Source organism: Streptomyces sp. NPDC096205 (assembly GCF_044763135.1).
GTDB lineage: Bacteria > Actinomycetota > Actinomycetes > Streptomycetales > Streptomycetaceae > Streptomyces.
Window position 1 is genome coordinate 256,448 of record NZ_JBIWFS010000005.1, and the last position, 19,077, is coordinate 275,524.

The window sequence follows — 19,077 nt, forward strand, 5'->3', positions numbered from 1 at the left end:
GACCTGATGGCGGCCCAGGCCGAGATCCTCGACGAACTGCAGCGGCTGCGCGCCCGCTTACCCCAATTGACCGGTGCTCTCGCAGCGAGTGTGGACGGGCTCGTACTCGCCCACGACACACCCGGTGTGGAGCCGGAGGGCCTGGCGGCGCTCACCGCCGCCGCACTGGGCGTCGCCCTGCGCACCTCCGACGCGACCGGCCGGGGCGAGCTGCGCGAGCTGCTGCTGCGCGGCCACAACGGCTATGTCGCCACCTACGCCGCCGGCCCCTCCGCCGTCCTGACGCTGCTCGCCCAGGACCGGGTGAACGTCGGCCGGCTGCATCTGGAGGGCCGCCGGTCCGGCGCGCACATCGCCGGCCTCGTGGCAGCCGCCGAGCCCGCCTCCGCCGCGAAGGCCCCCTCCAGGGCCCCCGCGAAGAGCACCGGCCGGCTTCCGACCCGGCCCGCCGCCGCACGCACCACGGCCCCCACCGGCACATCCGCTGCCGGCTCGACCCCCACCGAACCGACCCGCATCACCGAATCCTGAAAGGAACCCAGCCATGGCCAACACCGAGACCGCGCTGAAGGAAGCCCTCGCCTCCATCGAGGGTGCCACCGGAGCCGCGCTCGTCGACTACACCACCGGAATGGCGCTCGGCACCATCGGCGGCAGCAAAGGCTTCGACCTGAACGTCGCCGCCGCGGGCAACACCGATGTGATCCGCGCCAAGATGCGCACGATGGAGCACCTGGGGCTCAAGGGCGAGATCGAGGACATCCTCATCACCCTGACCGACCAGTACCACCTGATCCGGCTGCTCAGCGGCCGCAGCGGCAACGGCCTGTTCCTCTACCTGGTGCTGGACTCCCAGCGGGCCAACCTGGCGATGGCCCGCCACCAGCTGCGGAAGATCGAGCAGACGCTGGAGGTCTGAGCAAGGCCCAGACCTCCGCGACGGCACGGCGGCGGGCCCGCCCTGGGCCACGTCGCCTGCCGCGACACCGGTGCCGCGGCAGGGCTTGCCCCCCTCTGTACGGGCTGCTCGATGTGTGCGCTCAGCCAGACGTACGCGAGCCGAGACACGAGTACGGCGGTGGCGGCCGCCCGCACGGGCGGCGACCGGCAAGGGCCCCTGCGAGTGCCCGGCTGCCGCCGCCACAGCCGAATCGGGGCGAGTAGGCTGATGATCGTGGGTGGCGAGAGTGATCTGCAGAAGCTGCTGCGTGGCATGCGCCCGGAGCTGAGGGCGGGCCGCTACGTGTTCACCACGGTCGAGGGCGGTGTGCCCTCCGGTGTCACCCCTTTGGTCACGGTCGCCGAGGACGAGGGCCTGACCCTCGTGGTGCCGCTTGAAGAGGCGGATGCGGCAGGGCTGGCATACGACTACGTGGCCGGCTGGATCACGTTGCGCATCCATTCCGCGCTCGATGCGGTCGGGCTGACCGCCGCGGTCTCGCGGGAGCTTGCCGACGTCGGCCTGAGCTGCAACGTCGTCGCCGGGTTTCACCACGACCACCTGTTCGTCCCCTACGAGCATGCCGACCGGGCGGTGGCCGCCCTGGACAGCCTGGCACACCGTTCGGCCTGACCCGACCCAGGAACGGGCCGGTCCGGGCTCGCCGCCGACATACCAGTTGCGGCGCTGTGGGCGAATCGGGCCCGCTGATCTCCATCCCGGCCCGGCATCTCCCCCTTGTGGGCGGTCTGTTGTTATCCCCAGGCCTGATGGCACAGGTCCGCGATCCCGGAGGGCGCGACCCCGTCCGCCCTGCGGCACAGGTCACGCATCTGCTCGGGCTGGACCGGCGGTTGCGTGTGCGGTCGGGTAGGCGGCACCTTCGGAGCCGGGGGCGCCTGGGTGGCCGGCCGGGGCCGCACACGAGGCTGTGCGGGTCGCTGGGGAGCGGCCGGACGGACCTGAGGTGCGGCCTGCTGTGGTGGCGCCGCTGTGGCCGGCTGCCGCACGGGCGCCTCGACGCGGCGCTCGAGAACGCGGTCTCGGCTGCGGGGGCGCTGGGGCCCGGTCCGCACCAGGGCGGACCGCTGCGAGCGCTGCGTCACCGACGGCGCGGGCCGCGGCGGCGCCGGCCGGTCGGGCAGGGCCGGACCGTGCACTCCCTGCGGGCGGTCGTCCCGCGCCGGAGTGCCGGGGGTCACCGTGGCGCAGGCCGTGACGCTCAGGAGGACCAGGGCCAGGAAGGTCATTGGGCGAGGTGGCACCGACCCACTGTGCTGCACCGCGCACCCCGCCGGGCGGCACCACGGAAGCCGGTCATCACATGGAGGGACCCGGCGCAGCGATGCTGACCTGCGATCAGCCCGTCGTACCGGGGGCTCCGAGTCCGGGGGTGGGGCGGTCCGAATTGAGCAGTGGCCGGCGTACGACGAGACCTCACACATGCTTCCCGCGGGCAGTTGGGAAATGGTGTCGGCGTGAGTGGTGGTGTTCAGGGCGAGCATGCCGACCTTCGGGTCGCTTCGGCCGAGCTTCACCTCCTCGCCGAGGAGGGTCTGCATCAGGCGGTCGGCGGAGGCCGAGGGCAGGTCTTCGTCCACGGCGACGTGCAGCATCAAGTGTTCTTCCCCGCTGGCCCGCCACCGGACCTGAGCCACCCACACCGAGCGGACGGCGGGGAACTCGCGGATCCGCCGAGCGAGTGCGTCGCGCAGGGCGAACGCCACCGGGTCGGTGGACCATTCGAGGTTCATTTCCGCCCCGGGCCGTAGGTCGCCCACTCCCGCAGCACTTGCTCGCGAAAGATCGCCTGCCCGTTTCCGGAGCGGACCCCGAGCACGGCGACGGTCCCTCAGCCGCGCCGCGTCGCAGTGCACCATCCCGGCGGCCGCCGGCAGCAGTTGCGCGCCGATGGCCGCGTCGGTGAACCCGAGCAGCGTGGGCGGCTGTGCGCCTGTTTCGCATCCGTGGGGCGTGCCAGTCGGTGGGCGAGCGCGTCGCCTTCCGGATTCCGCACGAAGCCGCTGCGGGTCGGCCTGCTGCCACTCCTCGGCCCCGAGGCGTCGAGTTTCCGCAGCACGCCGCTCGCCGGCAAGGAGGGGGCGTACGAGATCCTCTACGGCCAGGACAAGGGCGTCCCGGTCTACGAGCCCAACGAGACCGGCCCGCAGCTCCTGACCCTGCTGGGCGCGTCGAGCGCGGCCGCGGAACGGTGTCGTACGTCGTCATGCCCGGCCGAAGAGCCGATGTCGGACCACGAACGGCAGCGTCGGCGCGGGCAGTTGCTCCAGGGCGGTCAGGGGCGCCCGTATCGCTTGCACTCGAAGTACGTGATCCATTCCGGAGGATTGCCGTCATCGAGGCAGACGCGGACGACGGCCGCGCCACCGGGAACATCCGCGTCGACAGGGATCGAGAACGTCTCGCTCCTGCCGCACACGCTGTCGCTGTAGGCCCTGCTCAGTTCGACGCCGGCACTGTTGAGGGTGAACACTGAGGTACCCCGGCAGCTGGAAGCGTCCACTGACTTGTGTTCGCCCGTCACAGTGACCGAACGGTTGTACCAGGTGATGGTGCCCCTCGTGTAGGTGTTCCCGACGGTGACGTCGAATGCGCTGGTCGGGTAGGCGGACGTCTGGGCGGTGGCGACGGGCGCGCTCAGCGGCGTACTTAAGGCGAGCGCGACGCCGCAGAGTGCAGCGGCGAGACGAATACGCATGGAGTCTCCAGGAGTTGACGGCCGACTGCTCGCATCGAGCACGCTTTACTCTCCAGGCGGCATATCAACTGCGTCCAGAGGGCTTTCAGGCCAGCGACGCGCCACCGCTGCCCGGTACTCACACCTCAACGCGGGGCCTGAATCGTCCGCCCCACACACACCACCGCAGCCCCACATCGACGTCCCCGGGCACCCCCAAGGTTGGCCACCATCGTGGCCTCCGCCTCGGGGACCCGGTCCAGCGCTGCTTGGAAGCAGCCGACGGCCTCGTCGAGATCGCCGGTGTAGTCGTCGAGTGAGTCGGCGACCGCACCGTGACGCTCACCCTGGACAAGTCCGTTCCCTCACCAGCAGCACAGACGGGAACGCCGCGGACCCTCGCCTGCGTCGCACAGGCGGTGCGCTTCATTCGGACAGAGGCGAGCGTGTCGTGGCGCATGCTCGCGGACAACGTGCTGGTCAACGTGGTGCCGCCGCTGGTGTATCGCCTTTGGAGCCTGTCTACGGAACGAACTGTCAGCTCGGCACGCACTCGGGAACCTGGGTGCCGTCGGTGTCCTCGCCTTCCTCTACGGCTACGTCTTCGACGCGTCCAATCAGGCCCGCGGCGCCGAGGAGGACCGGCTGAACAAGCCCTACCGGCCCGTCCCGACCGGACTGATCACCCCGGCCGGCGCAGCTCACCGCTTCTGGCTCGTCATGCCTCTCTACACACGACGACGGCCCAACTCGCCGCCGCCTGGCAATGCGTGGCTCCGCTGGACGGCACGGCCATCACGTGGATCTTCCTACGCCGCAGCCCTCCTCGCCGGCCCGATCCTCTGGTGGAGGTGACACCGCGGAAGACGGCACGGCGTCCACTCCCCCGGCCGGCGATGAGTTTGGGCGGCGGATCGGGTCTGCCCTGGCATGACTCGCATCATCGCTGACATCTCGGTCCCCCTGGACGGCTTCGTCACCGGGCCCGACCCCGGCCCGGACGGCGGGAATGACCCGGAGGTCGTACGACGTCCTGAGGTGATCCGATGACCACGGTTCACGTCAATGAGGTCGCCTTGGGCATCGAGTCGTTCGGGGACGACGAGGCGCCACTCGTCCTGCTCGCGGGCGGCACGACGATGCTGTCGTGGCCCGACGCGCTGTGCGAGCGCCTCGCTGCCGGCGGGCGCCGTGTGGTGCGCTACGACCTGCGTGACAGCGGGGAGTCGACGACGGCGGACCCTCAGGCGCCCGCCTACACCCTGCGCGACCTCGCCGCCGACGCGGCCGCCCTTGCCGACGCGCTCGGCGGCGGGCCCGCGCACCTCGCGGGGATCGGCGTCGGCGGGATGGTCGCCCAGGTGGCCGTGCTCGACCATCCGGGCGCGTTCGCGGCGCTCACCCTGGTCGGCACCCGCGCGGTCGCCCCCGGCCCGCCCGACGACGACCTCCCCGGCCATGACCAGGCGACGATGAGCCGGCTCTTCGCGCGCCGGATGCCCGACTGGACCGACCGCGAGGCGGTGGCGGAGTTCGCCGCCGCCGGCGCGGAGATCCTCGGCAACGACCCCGTCGCCGCGCGCGCGATCGCCGCGCGCATCTGGGACCGCACGCCCGGCACCGCACCAGCGGTCCAGATGGCCAACCAGATGGGCATGGTGTTCTCCCGGCTCGACTGCGCGCCCCGCTGGCGCGAGCGTCTGCCCGAGGTCGACGTCCCCACGCTCGTCGTCCACGGCCACCGCGACCCGTTCTTCCCCGTCGGCAACGGCGAGGCGATCGCGCGCGACATCCCCGGGGCACGGCTGCTCGTCCTCAAGGAGGCCGCCACAGCGATCCCCGACGCGGCGGTCGACGAGCTCACCGAAGCGATGCTCACGCTCGGGTAGAGGGCGCGGGTGGGTTCCTCGATCAGGGTGATCGACGCCGATGTGGCGCTCGCGGCCCGCGATCCTGCCACGGCTTGCAGCCCGGTTCCGGCGGCGAGACCCTGGATGAGGAGAGTCCAGGAGCAGCGGGCTTCCGGTCGACGCGTCGGGCAGTCCGAGGACCCGAAGGCGTTCACCGACATCGGGGGATGCGGACCGGCAGGGCACCCGTGTACTCGCGTGCGGGGCGAACGCGGTGTCGTTCCGCTCGGGGCCCGCCGCCGTGAGGGTGTTGATGGGCTTCGAGGCAGGCTGTCCGTCCCAGCGCGCGAGCTGCAACAGCAGGGCGAGTGTGCCTACTGTGGAGGAGAGGGGGCCCCAAGGGCGCGAAGGTGGCGTCCGATGCCCAGGATGTCAGCCGCGCCGCTGAGAGATTGTCCGGTGACGCCGACCCGGCGCCCTCGTCAGAGGAACCTCATGGCGTTCAAACAGATCAAGATTTACTTCCAGGGTTCGTTCCAATGCCGGCTGGCGACCAACACCGATCCGCCCGACGTTTCGCGGAGTGATCCGTACGGCGATCTCCGCCTGCCCGCCTCCACCGGGTGGACGTTCGACTACGACGAACCCCGGTTCGACCGCAGAATCCGTACGGCGTCGCCTGTCGCATTGCGCAGCGCGCTCGTCGACGACTTCGTCCCCACGACGGTCACCGGCATCGATGCCCAACCCGAGGCATTGTTCGGAGTCGAACTGCCCTTCCAGAGCATCCCGGTGGACCCGCTCATCGGCCTCCCGGTGTCACTGGGCCCGGATGTGATGTTCGACGAAGCGGGCGGTGGCGGCGCAACCTTCGAGAAGCTGCCCAACTGCAACCTCTCCTTCGGCACATTGCTGACCGCCACACCGACGACGACGCCGCACCTGACGGGCGTTTCGGACACGGGCGCCGGCACCGAATACCGGCTCAAGAAGCCTGCCGCGATTGCCGTGGCACTCGCGGCGGGCGCCGTCGTGCCGACCCGGGTCAAGGTGTTGTCGGAGGAAGGGCCGATCCCGCTCCTGCCCAAGTACCTCCAGACGTACTCGGGCTTCTTCGGGGCCAAGGCATCCACCGAACCCGTGCCCGTGTCACTCAACTTCTCGCCCGCGGGCTCGTCGGGCGTCCTGGCGTCGATCCTTCTGGACTGGACCTGGACCCTGGGCCTCACTTTCTCCCGCTTCGACGGCGACACCCTGACGGGCCGCCTGGAAGGTGACCTGCTGGGGGTTCACGCCACCTTCTGATCGGGTGAGCCGACGGGCGTCGGCCGGAGAATCAGTCCATGTTCGCCAGCTTCTGGCGCATGACGATCGCGTTGAGCTCCACTGCGAACGGTGCGGTGTCGGTGAGGCCCAGGGCCCCCACGCGGCTCTTGCCCAAGCCCACGGTGACGTCGGCGCAGAAGGCGACGGCGTACAGGTACGCGCCGGCGTCGTCGTCCTGGAGGGCGAAGAACAGATCGCGGTAGTAGCTGGTGCGGTCCGGCTCCTCCTCGTAGTAGGCCAGGCCCGGTTGGCCCTCCTGCGCAGTGAGGCCGGTGAAGGCGTCCACGAGGTCGCGTTCGATGGTGTCCCAGAACGACGCCTGAGCGGCCTCGGGCGGAAGCGCCTGGCGGACCGCCTCCTTGAGGGAGAGCACCATGACCAGGATGGGTGCTTCCTCCTGGAGCCTCCAGCCGCGGACGACCTTGATGATGTCGCTGTCGGGGAGCACGGCGGCGGCATCGCGGATGTGCGTGAAGTCGTAGTTGACGGTGGCGGGTGCGATCGCCTCCTGGAAGGCGCACTTGAGCGCCTCCGCTTGGGCCTGATGTCCCTCTTCCACCACGGTGACGGTCCTGAAGCAGGCTGCCAACTCACTCTCCTTCAACATTTTGTTGCACGGGTGAGGCGTCAGTATGCCTGCCGGTGCACGAGACCGCTCCCCCGGGGGAGGGCGAGGGGGCAACGGGTGGGTCGGCGGCGAGGGCCGGCGCGCACAGGGCGGCCGCCACGCGGGAGACCGGCTCCATGGTCGGGTGGGGAAGGCGGGCCAGGAGCAGGCGGCGTTTGTTCCTGCGCGCCACCGCGGACGTGCAGGACGCAGACGCCCGGTGGCGCGGCTGACGGGTAGGACGCGGACGCCCGCCGGCGCGGCGGAGGCGAGCACGACGGGCGGCCGTGGTCAGTCCGCAGCCCGCGGCGACCAGTTGGAGCTCGGCGAGCCAGTCGCGGGCGGTGTGGGCGATGTCCGGCCGCTCGTCCAGGCCCGGCCACACGCCCATCAGCCGGTCCTCCGCCGAGGAGGAGCCCGCGATCCAGCGCTGCCCGCGCAGGTCGGCCACGTCGACGAAGTCGCCGCGGGCCAGTGGGTGGGTCGCAGGCACCGCCAGGCAGAGGTCACGTTCCGTGAGCGTCTGCAGTTCGAGCGGCGGTAACTCGGCGTCCGGCGGCCTGAACGGCGGTGCCGAGGCGAGCAGGGCGAGGTCGAGGGTGCCGGCCCGCAGGGCGCGCACCAGAGCGGGGTGCTGCGAGGTCGAGTACGCCGTGGAGTCGTGGCGCAGCGCTGTCCGCCGCAAGGCCGCGCAGGAGGCCGGCTGGCCGGTCTGGCTGAACGTGCCGTCCAAGGTGGCTCAGGTCGCCGCCGTCCCAGCCCTCGCGGCGGAACGCCGCGAACGCGACCTCGCCACCGGCACGCCGATCGCGTCCGCGTGCCCCGGCATGGTCGACACCGCCACCCCCCGCCCCTGGTTCAGCGACTACAGCCAGGCACAGTCACCGGCCCGGGCCGCCGCGGCCGTGCTCGACCTGGTCTTCGCCGAGGGCGTCGATCCCGCCCTGTACGGCGAGTTGGTCCGCTTCGGCAGGGCCCTGGCCTGGCACGACGGCACACCTCCGGTGGAGCAGGACCGGATGCTCACGCCCTCAACGGGCGGGCGCGTGCCCGCTGGATGACCTCACCGCACTCCTGATACACCGTCAGTTCATTGGCGCGATCCCGACTCAACGCCCAGCGCGTCTTCTCCCTCTTCCCCGGTGGCAACCGCGGAACGAAAGGACGCGACAGGTGCGTACAAGACAAGCCGGGCGAGTGATCCTCGCCCTCACCGCGGCGGGAGCGGTGCTGGCGCCGCCCGCGCTGGCGCAGGCCGCCGAACCTCTCCGGATCGACCTGCGGGCCGATGTCGACCGGAACGGAACCGTCGATGTGACCGGCACGGCGGACGAGGACGGAGAGGACACCTGGTCCGTCGGGCGCGGGGCGCTGTTCCTGCCCAACATCGACGACGACGCACGGCGCTGCCGCGCCGTCCTCGGCCCCGGTGTCTCCGACACCGTGCTCGCCCGCTGCAACGACGCCGCCGACACCAAGGTCAACGGCACGGCGGACGCCGCCGATCTGGCACGGGTGCGCTCGGTGCCGGCCGCCGGCCTGCCCGACGACGCGACCGGACGGGTCCAGGTGACGACCGGCGCCGCGCAGGTGCGGGTGTACGTCAAGCGGGCCGGTGCCTGGACGCTCGTCACCTCGCAGACCCGGCTGACCGCCGAGGAGCTGCGCGGGGGCGTGGAGTTCGGCGTCGAGGGCCGGGACGTGATCCGCGACAGCCGCGTCTGGGACGGGCGCGCGGTGATCCGGCTGACCGTGACCTCCGCGGCCGGCACCGCGAGCGACGACGTGACGCTGCGCGCCGCGCCGCTGCTCACCCACCACAACCTGCAGAACACCCAGCGGCTCCTGGTCACCGAGGTGAAGGGCGGCGAGCCCTGGGCGCGCCGCCAGCAGACCTTCGTCAGGAGCCTGGAGCAGCGGGCCAAGGACGCCGGGATCACCGCGTCGGTGGTCAAGTTCACGTCCTACGGCGACATCTGGGCGCAGGACTTCGTGGAGCCCGCGTATGTGAGCATGCCCCGGCCGGGCGGCCGGCAGCAGGCGATACGGGTCATGCTGCGCTCCGCGCAGGACCGTCCCGCCGGGCGGGAGCTGTACGCCAGGCTGCGCGGCCCCGGCACCGGCGTGGTGCAGGCACACGGACGGGACATGCAGGGCTGGGAGACGCTGAACTCCTACGGCAACCTGGAGACCATCCCGCCGTACGCGCACAACGGCCGTTCCTATCCGGCCGGGCGGATCATCATGGGCGAGCGCAAGGACGGCAGCGGCGTCCGGCCGTCGAGCGAGATCCGTACGCTGCTCAGGTCCCAGGGGATGCAGAACCCGCTGCTGCTGGACACGTCCTGGCTGCACGTCGGGCACGTCGACGAGTTCGTGCAGTTCCTGCCCGCCGACACCCCGCGCGGCTGGCGCATCGGCGTCGCCGACCCGAAGGCCGGGCTGGACCTGCTGCGGGCGGCGAAGCGGGACGGTCACGGCGGGGCGAAGATGTTCTCGGTGAAGCCCTTCGACGGCATGCTGGCGCCGCAGGAGACCATCGCGCAGGCGCTCGCCTCCCGGAAGCTGATCGCCGACAACGACCTGGCCGCCGCCCGTATCGAGGCGAACCTCGACATCCTCAAGCGGGAGACCGGCGTCACCGACGCCGAGATCGTGCGTGTGCCCGCTCTGTACACCCGGGGCATCGACACCACGCTCACCGGCAGCCGGATGCCACTGCTCCAGCGCATCGGCGGCACCGTCGACGCAGCCGCCGCGCACGGCCAGCAGCGGCTGCTCGCCCGCGACGGCGCGGCGGCCGCCCCGACGATGATGACCAGCGCCTACGTCCCCGGCGCGGTCAACGGCATCCTGCTGGCCCGCGACCGCTACCTCGCCCCGCGCCAGTGGGGCCCGGTCGTCGGCGGCAAGGACATCTTCACCGCGGCCGTGAGCAAGGCGTACAACAACGCAGGGATGAAGGTCTCCTACATCGACGACTGGTACACGTACCACCTCGGCATGGGTGAGGTGCACTGCGGAACCAACACCCTGCGGGACACCTCGGCACCCTGGTGGGGGGTCTGACCGACCGGCAGGACGCTCCGAGGAGCCCAGAGGCGTCAGTCGAAGCAGCCCGTCTTCGCCCCGTCCGTCTCGGAGCCGACCTCTATCTCGAAGCCGGAGCCGGAGTCGAACTCCGGCCCGGCGTCGTAGTCGTACTCGAACTTCAGGTCGTCGGCCGTGGTGAACTGCACGGTCAGCAGGAGGGCTTCGCCGTCCCCGCCTTTGGTGAAGCACAGGCCCGCCGTCGTTTCGGGGGTGTTCGGATCTACGGGGTCGTGCTGCAGGTGCCAGCCGTCCGCCTTGGCGGTGGTGCGGTAGAAGTCCACGACCTTCTGCCGGGAGCCGGGGAAGGCGTAGACGCGCGCGGCGTACAGCCAGGCGTCGCCGCTGTCGTCGATGCAGCGCGAGTCGACCGAGTCGAGCCCCTTCGGGGCGGTCGCCCCTTCGGGGACGGAGTTCAGGATCGGCTGCGAGCGCAGGTCCTGCAGCCGCGCCTCCGTGTCGTCACATGTGTTGAACGGGGACAGCGCGGAGCAGCCGGTCAGGCCGGCGGTCATCAGGGCGGTGGCCAGGAGCAGTGCGACAGGCAGGGCGAGCGGCCGGACGGGGCGCGTCGGCAGCGGCATGGGGGGTCTCCCGGAGGTCGTGGAGGGGTCGGAGGCTGGGGGACGGGTCCGGAGGCGAAATCAGGAGGAGTTCGGCGACCGGACGAGGTGAGGGTGCGAAGGAGGGAACCGGCCGGTGGTGACACGAGGGTGCCGGGGCACGCCCTCGAAAGGGCCTGCCCCGGCACCCGTCGGCCAGGTCAGCAGGTCAGCGGACGCGAGAGTCCCATGACCGCTGCGGGATCACCTCTTCAGGTAATGGTTGTTGTAGAGCCAGCTGCCGGCGTAGTACAGGTACTGGAACAGGTAGCCGCGGTTGTTGTAGTACCGCATCCAGTACCGGTTGTAGCTGCTGGCGACGAAGTTGCGCGCCACCCGGTTGTTGAACTGGTCCTTCTGGGAGTCGGCGCTCGTCTGCCCGTACTCATGGGCGTCTCCGAGCCGCTTGGCCGCACGCCAGCCGAAGAAAAAGGTCAGCGCGGACATCCAGATGAAGTGCCGCAGGGCGTTGTTGCGGGACTTGCTTCCGGGGAGCTTCCACAGCAGGACTCCGGACAGCATGGTCGCGAAGGCGCAGCCACCGGCCCCCAGCGCTCTGCAGGCCTTGGCCTCCTCGTACTTCTTGCGCCAGGCCGAGACACGGCCGTCCAGGTCGAACTGGTTGACCGGGTCGGCGTTGGCGTAGTCGTAGGCGTTGGCGCTGCCGCCCCGGACCGGGTCGAGGGACAGGAAGCGTCCGATGGCCGGGTCGTACAGGCGGGCGCCCATGAGCTTCAGCCCGGTGACGGTCTCCGACGAGCGCTGGTGCGCGCCGAGCCAGTCGTAGCGGGTCTTCGCCTGTCCCGCGCGGGGGTTGCCGAACTCGTCGGCGTCCAGGACCGTCGGGGCGACGGCCGTGTCGGCCGGGAGCTGCAGGGTGATGTCGCCGTGCAGGTTGGCCAGCTGCAGGACCGTGCCGCCGGTCTTGGCGGTGGTCGCCGCCAGGGTGCCGTCCGGGCCCTCGACGTTGCGGCTGACCGCGCCGCCGCTGGTGCTCTCCACGATCCAGCGGGGGCTGTCCCCGTCGGAGTCGTAGTGGTTCAGCCGGGAAGCCGTCTGGGCCCAGGTGCCGGAGGTGTTGGCCTCCGTGGTCCAGGAGCGGTAGCGCAGGGCGGCGTCCAGCGTCCAGGTCTGCCGCTCGGTGCCCGCCGTCTGCTGCTGCACCAGGTCGTTGACGTGGTACGCCAGCGTGGTGCCCGGCTTGGCGGTGGTGCGGCCGAACGCGTCGTAGACGTAGCCGGTGGCGATCAGCCGGTCGCCGGTGTCGTAGGTGAACGACGTGGTGGTGGCGCCGGTGAGGGTGCAGTCGGCGTTCACCGCGGCGGTGGCCGTGGCCAGCGTCTTGCGGTTGGAGTTCTTGTCGAAGGTGTAGGCACGGGTGGTGCAGACCGCGTTGGTGGCGGTGTCCTGCGCCTGGGTCAGCCGGCCGGCCTTGTCGTAGGTGTACGCCTGGGAGGCGGTGACGCCCGGGGTTCCGGCGTGGGTGGCCGTCTGGCCGTGCACCGTCTGGGTGACGCTGTCGGCGATCACCACGGAGTTGTCGCTGTTGCGGGTGACCGTGCGGGCGGTGGTCGTGCCCGCGGGGTCGATGACGTCCTGCGTGGTGTAGCCGCCGGGCAGGCCCTGCGTGACCAGCTGGCCGTCCTCGTCGTACCGGGCGGTGAACGTGCCGGCCACGGAGTCCGTCATCGAGGTGAGCAGACCGCGCGGGTCGACGGCGGTGTCGTAGGTGTAGGTGGTGGTCGACGGCACGGTGTCGGTGACGGTCGTCGGCCGGTCGAGCGCGTCGTACTTGGTGGTGGTGGTGCCCCCGTCCGCGTCGGTGTACGTCATCTGACGCCCGAGCTGGTCGTAGGTCCTGCTGATGGTGCCGCCGGTCGGGGAGGTGGCGCTGATCGGGAGGCCGGTGGCGTCGTCGAAGGCCGTGGTGCTCACGGGGACGGCCGCGCCGACTCCGCCCGAGACGGTCAGGGTGGTGACCCGGCCCGCCGCGTCGTAGCCCGTCGTGGTGGTGCGGGTGACGCCGTTGGCCGTCTCGATGATCTTGGTGGCCTGGCCGAACTGCCCGTACTCCAGGACCTTGGTCGGCAGTTGGGCCGGGTTGGAGCCGCCACCGGTGATGTCGGCGGCCGGGGCGAGGCGGCAGATCTGGTCCGCCCACTCCGGCTTGCCGCCGCAGGTGCCGGTGCCGTCCGCGGTGTAGTAGGTGACGACCGTGGTGCCGGCGTCCGAGCCGGTGGACGCGGGCTGCGACTCGCGGATCACCCGGCCCTGGGCGTCGTAGGCGGTGGTCGTGGTGATCGCCAGGCCGCCCGGGTCGACGGTGGAGCTGGTCGGCTGGCCCTTGGCCCAGTCGTAGGCGGTCGTGGTGACGCGCGGGTCCGCCGTCAGGGTGGGCCAGGAGCGGGGCTGCGCGCCCACCGTGACCTTGGTGACCTGGTCACGGACGACGGCGGTGCCGTCGGTGGGACGGCCCGCGTCGAACTCCCGGACCGTGTGCTGACGTGCCATCAGCTGGGTGCCGGCGGCAGCCAGCGTGGTGGTACCGCTGGTGAGGTTCGCCGCCAGGGTGACGCGGTGCAGCGGACCGTAGGTGTCGGTCTCGCGCTCGCCGTTCGCGTCGAACACCGAGACGCTGGACAGCAGTTGGGCGCGCTCGGCGGAGGCCAGGGACCCGATGCCCAGGTCCGTCAGCTTGTCCTTGAGCGCGGTCGTGGCACCGAGCGCGAGTTCGCGGTTGGCCGCGGACAGGGTGCGCACCGGGTTGCCGAAGCGGTCGTACTCGGTGACCGACAGGCGGTGGCCCGGTTCGGCCTTGTTCACCGCGCGGCCGCTGGCGTCCAGGTAGTGGATGCCGGCCCGGCCGTAGTCACCCGCGGTGAGCGAGGAGCCGTCGTTGGAGGCGGGCACCTGGTCGGGCGGGAAGACCGCGGTTGCGTCGGTGGGCGTGTCCGACTGGCCCCACGAGGCCGTTGCGGTGGCGCCCAGGTTCTCCGGCGCCGCGGTGCCGGTCAGCGGCACTCCGTAGACGACGTTGGTGGTGGCGGTGCCGTTGGTCTGGTCGGCGCTGCCCGGAGTGAGCGTCGCGCGGGAGACCTTCAGCAGCATGCCGGGGCCGGACGCCGGGCTGGAGCCGGCCTGGCCGTAGGTGAAGGACCACGGCAGCTGGCCCGCGGGCTTGAGCGAGGTGATCCGCCCGGTCGTGTCGTAGCCGTACGCGGTCTTCAGCGCCGGGGAGATCCGCGGGTCCCAGGTCTCGCGGAGCCGGCCGTCGGTGTCGTAGGCGTAGCGCGCGACCGTGGTCGCGGTGGACGCCGAGGCGCCGGGGGCGGTCGCCCACAGCCTGATCGAGGACACCTGGTCCTTCACGTCGCCGAACGCCGAGGCGGTGGCGGTGGTGGAGGTCGCGTAGACGAACTCCAGGACGCGGCAGCCCTTGACGGTGGAGTCGGCCGCGCAGGAGGAGTTGGACACCGCCGAGTTGCCGGCGATGATCTTCTTGGGCCGGGCGACGATGGTCTCGCCGACCGTGACCGTCTCCGAGACCGTGGTGGTCGTGGAGTTGTCCACGCCCTCGACCCAGGTCGCGCTGGCCCGCCAGGTGCTGCCGCCGGCCTCGACGGGGACGAAGGTGGTGGTGCCGCCCTCGGTGCTCTTCAGGGTGAAGTCGCCGCCGAAGCCGCCGGTGAGGGTGTAGTCCTCGGAGCCGGGCTCCGCGATCCAGCCGGTCTGCGCCGCGTTGGCGGTGAAGTGCATCTGGCTGTCGTCACCGGCGAGGCCGATGCTCAGCGAGGTCGCCGACGTCTTGTGCAGGTACGAGAACGGGGTGGTGATCTGGTCGGCAGCGGCGCTGTACAGCCACTCCTTGCCGAAGATCGGGGCCTGCTCGTTGGCGGCTCCGGCCTGCGGGGAACGGGAGGAGGCGCTGCGGGTGACGCTCATGCCGAAGAACGAGGCGTCGCCGCCGGGAAGCGTGTAGTCACCGGTCAGCAGGTTGACCGAGCCGGGGCCGATGCTCTCGCTCGCCGCGCCGTCGGCGTTGCGGTCCACCACGACGCCGACCGGGTCGGAGGCGCCGGTCGCGCCCGCGGGGCCGGTGAACTGCGCGCGCAGCTGGACGACGCCGTCGGGGTCGACGGTCGAGGTGGCGTTCCAGGTGAGCTGCGGGGTCTTGCCGGAGGACAGCGCGAGCGGCCAGGAGGCCACCGGGGTGCCGCCCGAGGTCACGTCGCCGGCCGGGAGGTTCACCCAGGCGTCGGCGTCGCCGCGCCGCCACTGGAAGGTCACGGCGTCGAACTTCGGGGACTCGGCCTCCGCCGCCAGCGGCACACGGGCCGCGGTGCGGGTTCCGTCGTCGGGCAGCGTCACACCGCCGGGGCCGACGTGGAAGGTGTACGAGACCGTGTCGGACTTGTTCTCCGCCTTGTCCGTGGCACGGACCTGGAGGACGTTGGTACCGGCCTTCTCGGGCGCCAGGGTGATCTTCACCGGAGTGGTGCCGCTGGTCGGGACCTTCTCCCAGACCGCGCCGTCCAGCGACCACTCGATGCCGTTCTGGTCACCGGAGGGCGGGGTGACGGTGAAGTCGCCGCTCTGGCCGACGCCCTTGACCCAGGCGTCGGTGGGGTAGTCGGTGGAGGTCACCGCGGTGGGCGCGGAGGGGGCGCTGGTGTCGACGGTGAAGTACGCGTACGCGGACCAGCCGGTGTTGTAGTGCTGGCCGTCGTACGGCGACGTGCGGAACTTGTACGTCTTGCCGTTGGTCAGCAGCCCCGCGGGAACCTTCACCGCGGCCGGCTGCCCGGAGGCCACGAAGGGCGAGACGAGGACGTCCCCGACCTGCGTACCGGTGGCGTTGTCGAAGATTTGGAAGGTGCCGTCGACCTTGTCGTTGTTGGGGTCGACGAAGGTGTCCTGCAGGGTCGGCGTCGTGGTGTTGACGAACCACGTACCGGCGGAGTCCTTGAAGAACGGCGGGCCGGCCTGCTGGTCGGTGCCGGTGCGCGGACGGTAGTTGTAGTTCACCGTCAGCTTGGGCGGGTTCGACGCGGCGTTGCCGGAGTTGACGCGCTTCCATTGCCCGGTGACGGCCTCGTCGGAGGCGCGCAGGCCCATGTGGGACTTCGCGGCCTTCGCCGACGCCCACTCCTGCACCAGCGTGGTGACGTCGGCGTTGATCCAGCCGTCCGGCTGGGTGCTGCAGGAGGCGTTGCCCCGCGTCTCCGAGGAGGTGGCCTTCTTCGCGGTCCAGGTCGGCTGAGCCGTCCAGCGCGAGGAGGTCGAGGCGGCCCCGGTGGACCACACCTCCCACGGCTGGTTCGGGCAGGAGGAGCCGGTGTAGTTGCCGGAGTGGAAGTTCCACAGCGACAGGGTCGCGCTGTTGATCAGGGCGTCGGAGACCGGCGAGGTGTTCCAGGAGATGAACGAACGCGCCGTACGGAAGGTGCCGTCGGCGTTCTTGGTGCCGGGGTTGCCGAGGTCCAGCTCGACGTCGTTGGACCAGTCGACCGTCTCGCCCTGCTGCACGTACGTGTCGAACACGTTGGACAGCGCGGACGTCGAAGGGTCGACCGTGACCGGGTACTTGGTCCTCGGGTCGGCGAGGAACTTCGCGTCCGGGGTGATGACCAGGTCGATCGTGCCGCCCTTGCGGACCACCTTCATGCCGACCTCGACCCGGCGGGTGTGCTCGCCGGAGACGGGGTCGACGGTGGAGTCCCACATCACCGGGGCGGGCATCACCGCGGTCTTCTTGTTGTTCCGGCCGGTGAACAACACGCTGCCGTCGGCCTGCACCTTCGCGTTCAGGCCCTTGGCCTTGAGCGGCAGGGTGTAGGAGAAGCCGTCGGCGGCCGGCTTCTTCTTGATCTCCACGAACTGCTCGAAGCCGGTACGCGTCGCCTCGACGATGACGTCGGCGCCCGGCACGGCCTCGGTGTACTCGGCCCGGGTGCCGTCCAGCTTGGGCTTGGGCAGACCGCCCTTCCACTGGAGGGTGATGCCGTTGTCGCCGTCGCCGAGGGTGACCAGGTCGACGGCCTTGGCGCCCTGGGCCGCCTCGAGCGAGCGGGCGGGGGTGCCGGACTTGCCGGCGATCCGCAGGCCGCGGGGGTGGGCCTTGGGTACGACCGCGCCCGAGCTGTCGGTGACCAGGTCCAGGTCGACGGCGCGCCAGTCGCCGCTGTCCTGGTCCTTGAAGCGGATCGGGCCTGCGGCGATCTCGGTGGTGAGCGAACCGTTCGCGTTGACCCAGGTGGTCGAGGTCTCGGTGCGCTCGGACAGCGCCTCGACCCGCTTGCCCGAGAGCCGTGCGGCGATCCGGGCCGACGGAATGTCCGCCGCCTGCGCCGCGTACTGCTTCGGCGCGGAGTCGTGCCCCTGGCGCCCGGCCGCCATAGCGGTGCCGGCCCCGTCCAGGAGGGTGACGGCCATGGCCAGGGCTATGCCACCGGCGACGTACCGGCTGGGCCCTCCGAACCAGGCCTGTTCACGCCATCTAGGCGCGAACGTGTGGTTTCTCATGAAGTTTCCGATTCTGAAGACATGATGCGACGCGCCGCATGATCAAGACTGCGGCTCACGCGCAACTTACAGAGCGTCAAAAAGGCTCAAAGACAGCGTTAGTTGATCAAGTCAGCGTTCGACTCGCCGAACCCTGGAGTGATTTACCTCACGTTTCAACGGAGCGTGCACAGCCTCGGATCGTGTCCGCTCTCGTGGTGCAGCCGACCATCCGGTGGCGGTGATGGTGGTGTTGCGTGGTGCGGAGTTGCTTCCGGGAAGCTCGACGGTGTAGAGCCTGCCCCGCTCGAAGAGCACGGCAGTTGGCTTGTAGCCGGGCCTCACCGCTCTGCCAGGGGCAGGACGGTCGCGCGGGCGAATGTTTTTGACGTCACGCCGCGAACTGCTCCGGCACCGTCAAGAGCGCTTCCCGCCCCTGCAACCAAGTACCTAAAGTGCAAGGACGCCGAGCTCGTGAACAGGAGGCGGCGGCCGAGGTCCGCGCGCTGCGGGACGCCGCATCCCGTCTGTCGTCCCCGGATGCGGAAATCGGCCACCTGACGCAGGCAGTTCACACGCACCGCTTGGACGTGACCGGCTGGGGAGGCCTTCCGGGCTTTCTTGCCGTTCTCGACGCGATGCTGCCACTACCGGTCTATGTGAACGCGGCAGCCTCCGGGCAGACCACGCTCCGTCTTTCACGGTCCGTACTTCATCGGCGGCGTCCTGGCCAACGTCTACCTGATGCTGGCCCTCCTCACGCTGCCGTGGCTCCTCGTCGTATGGGCGATCCGCAATACCCGCGTGGGAGGCATATCCGCGCGCCATCGGCTCACCGTGCGCACCGCAAGGGCCGTCCTGCTGTGCGTCGAACTGTTGGATACAGCTCCGGCGGTGCGACCTCCACTGCTGCGCCGACTCGATCGCCGGTGCCGTCTGATCGAGCGGGGCGTGCTGGCCGCACATCGCACCGTCGGGACGATGGCCCGCTCCTCCCCGCGTCACGCGGTCAGCCGGAAGCACTGCGCGCTTGTCGCCGGTGCGCTGCGCCGCGATCTCGTGGGCCTGGACACCGACCAGGACGCGGCGCTGAAGAGGTTGGGCAGCACGCTGCTGACCATGGGCGAGCGGTATGCCGAAGGGCGTGTCGGTGCGATGCTGCCCGAAAGCGCGCTACGGGACGCTGTGCCGGTGTCGGTCACGCGGGAGACGCTGCGGCTGTCGGTGCGACTGTCGCTGGCCGCTCTGGCAGCCCTTGGCTCCGTATGGGCGGTCCAGCCCCTGCTCGCCCACCTCGATGCGCCTGCATTGCTGCGCCCCTGGTGCTACGCAGTTGCCGCCTTCATCCCCGCGCTGCTGATCGCCGGACCACGACAGATCCTTGCGTTCTTGAACGTCCTGCCGTAGCCAGGTGACGGCCACCGACGGTCCGGACCGCATCGGCGTCCGCCATGAAGCTGACA

General features: G+C 70.8%; 12 protein-coding genes and 2 pseudogenes. 9 read left to right on the forward strand and 5 right to left on the reverse strand.

All coding sequences use genetic code 11. The features are described 5' to 3' along the window. Nucleotides 1-6: 6 nt before the first annotated feature. The 3 genes from ACIQ6Y_RS20395 (at nucleotide 7) to ACIQ6Y_RS20405 (ending at nucleotide 1,573) form a co-directional block, all read left to right on the forward strand. Nucleotides 7-531 carry a roadblock/LC7 domain-containing protein gene (locus ACIQ6Y_RS20395; protein WP_404040691.1) on the forward strand — a complete coding sequence of 175 codons (525 nt, stop codon included), beginning with the start codon at nucleotides 7-9 and terminating at the stop codon, nucleotides 529-531. Between the two features lie 13 nt (nucleotides 532-544). Then, complete coding sequence (locus tag ACIQ6Y_RS20400) at nucleotides 545-919, forward strand: hypothetical protein (RefSeq protein WP_404040694.1); 375 nt, start codon at nucleotides 545-547, stop codon at nucleotides 917-919. A 255-nt stretch (nucleotides 920-1,174) separates the two neighbouring features. Next, entirely contained in the window at nucleotides 1,175-1,573 is a 399-nt protein-coding gene (locus ACIQ6Y_RS20405; protein WP_404040697.1) for an ACT domain-containing protein, read from the forward strand. 1,663 nt (nucleotides 1,574-3,236) lie between these two features. Here ACIQ6Y_RS20405 and ACIQ6Y_RS20410 read toward each other — a convergent pair. Next, on the reverse strand, nucleotides 3,237-3,659 hold the full coding sequence (locus ACIQ6Y_RS20410) for a hypothetical protein (RefSeq protein ID WP_404040700.1): 423 nt from the start codon (nucleotides 3,657-3,659) through the stop codon (nucleotides 3,237-3,239). 909 nt (nucleotides 3,660-4,568) lie between these two features. Here ACIQ6Y_RS20410 and ACIQ6Y_RS20415 point away from each other — a divergent pair. The 3 genes and pseudogenes from ACIQ6Y_RS20415 to ACIQ6Y_RS20425 all read left to right on the forward strand — a co-directional run. Then, nucleotides 4,569-4,646: pseudogene (locus ACIQ6Y_RS20415) on the forward strand (dihydrofolate reductase); the annotation flags it as partial. 38 nt (nucleotides 4,647-4,684) lie between these two features. After that, a complete protein-coding gene (locus tag ACIQ6Y_RS20420; protein ID WP_404040703.1) occupies nucleotides 4,685-5,527 on the forward strand; it encodes an alpha/beta fold hydrolase in 843 nt (280 codons plus the stop codon). A gap of 456 nt (nucleotides 5,528-5,983) precedes the next feature. Then, the gene (locus tag ACIQ6Y_RS20425) at nucleotides 5,984-6,793 is read left to right on the forward strand and encodes a hypothetical protein (protein ID WP_404040706.1); all 810 of its coding nucleotides are present in this window, start codon (nucleotides 5,984-5,986) and stop codon (nucleotides 6,791-6,793) included. A 31-nt stretch (nucleotides 6,794-6,824) separates the two neighbouring features. Here ACIQ6Y_RS20425 and ACIQ6Y_RS20430 read toward each other — a convergent pair whose 3' ends face one another. Further along, on the reverse strand, nucleotides 6,825-7,403 hold the full coding sequence (locus tag ACIQ6Y_RS20430; RefSeq protein WP_404040708.1) for a Type-2Aa cytolytic delta-endotoxin: 579 nt from the start codon (nucleotides 7,401-7,403) through the stop codon (nucleotides 6,825-6,827). Nucleotide 7,404: 1 nt separating this feature from the next. Continuing rightward, entirely contained in the window at nucleotides 7,405-8,154 is a 750-nt protein-coding gene (locus ACIQ6Y_RS20435; RefSeq protein ID WP_404040711.1) for a LysR substrate-binding domain-containing protein, read from the reverse strand. On the opposite strand from ACIQ6Y_RS20435, the pseudogene ACIQ6Y_RS20440 reads away from it, so the two are divergent. Together ACIQ6Y_RS20440 and ACIQ6Y_RS20445 are read left to right on the forward strand one after the other, a co-directional pair. Then, nucleotides 8,060-8,482 (forward strand): annotated as a pseudogene (locus tag ACIQ6Y_RS20440) (carbonyl reductase); the annotation flags it as partial. The gene ACIQ6Y_RS20435 and the pseudogene ACIQ6Y_RS20440 overlap by 95 nt on opposite strands. 112 nt (nucleotides 8,483-8,594) lie before the next feature. Next, nucleotides 8,595-10,490 (forward strand): protein-arginine deiminase domain-containing protein, encoded by a 1,896-nt coding sequence (locus tag ACIQ6Y_RS20445; RefSeq protein ID WP_404040714.1) that lies wholly within the window; start codon nucleotides 8,595-8,597, stop codon nucleotides 10,488-10,490. 35 nt (nucleotides 10,491-10,525) lie between these two features. Here ACIQ6Y_RS20445 and ACIQ6Y_RS20450 read toward each other — a convergent pair whose 3' ends face one another. Both ACIQ6Y_RS20450 and ACIQ6Y_RS20455 read right to left on the reverse strand, forming a co-directional pair. After that, nucleotides 10,526-11,095 (reverse strand): hypothetical protein, encoded by a 570-nt coding sequence (locus tag ACIQ6Y_RS20450; protein ID WP_404040716.1) that lies wholly within the window; start codon nucleotides 11,093-11,095, stop codon nucleotides 10,526-10,528. Nucleotides 11,096-11,317: 222 nt separating this feature from the next. Continuing rightward, complete coding sequence (locus ACIQ6Y_RS20455) at nucleotides 11,318-17,545, reverse strand: DNRLRE domain-containing protein (RefSeq protein WP_404041528.1); 6,228 nt, start codon at nucleotides 17,543-17,545, stop codon at nucleotides 11,318-11,320. An 813-nt stretch (nucleotides 17,546-18,358) separates the two neighbouring features. Between ACIQ6Y_RS20455 and ACIQ6Y_RS20460 the strand changes: the two genes are divergently transcribed. Further along, complete coding sequence (locus tag ACIQ6Y_RS20460; RefSeq protein WP_404040719.1) at nucleotides 18,359-19,021, forward strand: hypothetical protein; 663 nt, start codon at nucleotides 18,359-18,361, stop codon at nucleotides 19,019-19,021. The last annotated feature ends 56 nt before the right edge of the window (nucleotides 19,022-19,077 follow it).